The sequence below is a fragment of the Sulfuritalea sp. genome (assembly GCF_031426875.1).
In the GTDB taxonomy this organism is placed as follows: domain Bacteria; phylum Pseudomonadota; class Gammaproteobacteria; order Burkholderiales; family Rhodocyclaceae; genus Sulfuritalea.
This window is the reverse complement of record NZ_JASJPC010000033.1, coordinates 62,218-65,168: the sequence shown is the minus strand read 5'-3', so window position 1 is coordinate 65,168 and position 2,951 is coordinate 62,218. Positions and strand designations below refer to the sequence as shown.

The following is a 2,951-nucleotide window of genomic DNA, read 5'->3' as shown; positions in this document are numbered from 1 at the left end:
CGGGCAACAATGCCACACTGACCCTGGTCTCGCCGGGGACGTCGGGCTCGCTGGCATTTGGCAAGGCCCTGGTGATCGACGGGGCAGCCCCGACCATCACGGCGCAGGCGGCGACGGCGGGAACCAAGACCCTGACGCTGACCATGAGCGAAACGGTGGCGGGGACGCCGGCGGCGAGCGACTTTGCGGTGCTGACGAACAGCGCGACCAATGCGGTGACGGCGGTGAGCGCCAGCGGCACCAGCGTGACCCTGACGCTGACCAACGCGATCACGAACAGCGCCGCGGTGACGGTCGACTACACGCAGGGCACCAACAAGATCACCGACACGGCCGGCAACGCGCTGGCGAGCGTGGGCGACGCCTTGACGGTAACGGTGACGAACGACGCGGTGGTGCCGACGGTGTTGGGCGTGTCCTCGACGGTGGCCGATGGCACCTACAACGCAGGCGTCCTGATTCCCGTGACGATCCAGTTCAGCGAGGCGGTTATCGTGAGCACGACGGGCGGCACGCCGACGCTGACGCTGGAAACCGGCAGCACGGACCGGACGGCCAGCTACGTCAGCGGATCGGGCACGGACACGCTGACCTTCAACTACACGGTGCAGGCTGGGGACAGTTCGTCCGACCTGGGCTACACCAACACTGTGGCACTGGCGCTGAACAGCGGGACGATCAAGGACGAGGCGGGCAACAATGCCACACTGACCCTGGTCTCGCCGGGGACGTCGGGCTCGCTGGCGTTTGGCAAGGCCCTGGTGATCGTGCCCAAATCGCTCAGCTATAGTACCGGAACCTTCGTCGAGGCGGAGGGCAACAACGGCACCATCAACACCCAGATCACGCTTACCCTGGCCGGCGATACCTTCGCCGGAAACGTAAATGACAGCCTCGACAGCGCCGTGACCTACAGCAACGTCCCAACGGGACTGACCGCCCACCTGGTGAAAGCCAGCAGCACGACGGCCACCCTGTCGCTCACGGGAACGGCCGGTGCCCATGCCGACGCGAATGACATCTCCAGCCTGACAGTCGCTCTCGGCAACGCTGCCTTCACCAACGGCAACGCCTCCGGCGTGACCGGCTCCACCAAGAGCGACCTGAAGATCAACTTTGCCGATGATGGCCATATTTTCAGCGGCAGCACCGGCGACGACACGCTATTGACTGTTGCCACCGCCGGCAAGGACATCATCTACGGCAAGGGCGGTGCCGATTACATCAACGGTCTGGCCGGCGACGACACCATTGACATCACCGACATCGGCACAACGGCATCCGCCTCGGCGGCGGTGCTGCTCACCGCCACCGCGAACGGCACCGATACCGTCGTCGGCTTCAAAGCCGGCGCGGTTTCCGATGGCGGCGACGTGCTGGATTTCACCGGCATTGCGAATCTGACTGACGGCCTGGTGCAAACAGGTCTGACAACAGCCTCGAATTTTGCCGCCAACAACGTCTTCGTCTTCAACAGCACCCAGCTTGCGATCGCCGACGCGGCCGCTGCCATCGCCGCCGATGCTGACGTGACAGCGACCACCGGCTACATCGTGATCGCCGATTCGGCCAGCGCCGGCCGGGTGACGGTGTTCCATTCGACCGATCTGGCAGCCAACGGAACGGAAACCGCCCTGGTCATCTTGTCCGGTGTGAGTATTAGTTCCTTGACGGCCGAGAATTTCGTGGTTTAGGCTGATCCTATAAAGTGAGGCAGCGGCAAATACTTGTGGCGCCGGTGCCAAGTATCTGATTCTTAAGGAGTACCAAAATGCGCAAGATTTACGATTCGAGCAACGTGCTGACCGGCTACAGCGATTACGATGGCTTCGTCACGACGTTCTATGACATCACCTGGGTGGTGACAAGCATCGAATTGAATCTGTCGGCACAGTGGACCTCCACGACGGGGGGGTATACCTATACCGACGCTGCCGGGGATACCTACACGTACAGCGTCGATGGATTGAATGCGGTCACGGGATACACCGCGCAATACGCCAATTCCGCTTCCTATGTCTATAGTTATGATGCGACGGGCGCATTGACCGGCTTCAGCTATTCGGACGGCGTCAAGACTACGTATTACTACCCGGACGGCACGATCAACGGATCATTGTCGGGCATCGATACCGGTGCGTTCGGGGGAACGACCGACGGCACCCATAGCGTCACCGACGAATCGACCGGTACCGTCACCATGTACTACCTGACGGCCGGTCAGGTTGTCCATTACACGGTAGCCTATAGCTACATCTGGGAGGGCGTCACCTATACCTCGACCTACGATTACAACGGTGCCGACGACGCTTTCCTCGGCTACACCTACTCCGACGGCACCACCATCTGGACTTACGACAACGCCTGGAACTATCTTGGCGCGACGGTCAACACGCTTAATCCCGATCTGGTTCCGGTCGATGGTGGCGGCTACAAGCTGACGGATCAATGGGGCACCACCACCTACTATGATTCGACCGGTCATGTCGCGAGCTACGAATACTCCAGCACGTGGGAGACATACACCTACGTTTCCCGCTACGATGCCAACTGGAACTTCCTGAGTTCGAAGACTTACGACAGCCAGAATAATGTGGTGAACTCCACCATCTACAATTACGGCGGTGCGAATGGCGCCTTCTCCGGCTACGAGTATTACGACGGCACCACCACCTGGTATTACAACGCCGACTGGTCGTTTAGCCACTCCAGCATTGACGCCACCAAGTTGTCCGATCTTGGCGGCGGCACCTATGGCTACACCGATGCCTGGGGTACCACCACCATCTACGATGGCAATACGTCCAACGCGAACATTGTCGGTTACCGAACGCAGTCGACGTGGGATATCTACACCTACCGATACGAATACGACGCCAGCTGGAACTTGACGCGTTCGGAATGGAGCGACAACAACGGCAACAGCGGCTGGAACACGAGCAAACTGGTGG

The 2,951-nt window shown here is 60.5% G+C and carries 2 protein-coding genes; both read left to right on the top strand.

What is annotated here, in order from left to right; translation table 11 throughout:
* The coding region (locus RMO95_RS14930; protein ID WP_310451436.1) for a beta strand repeat-containing protein at positions 1 to 1,694 on the top strand (1,694 nt) is incomplete at its 5' end.
* Positions 1,695 to 1,771: 77 nt separating this feature from the next.
* A partial coding sequence (locus RMO95_RS14925; RefSeq protein WP_310451435.1) for a hypothetical protein occupies positions 1,772 to 2,951 on the top strand: 1,180 nt, incomplete at its 3' end.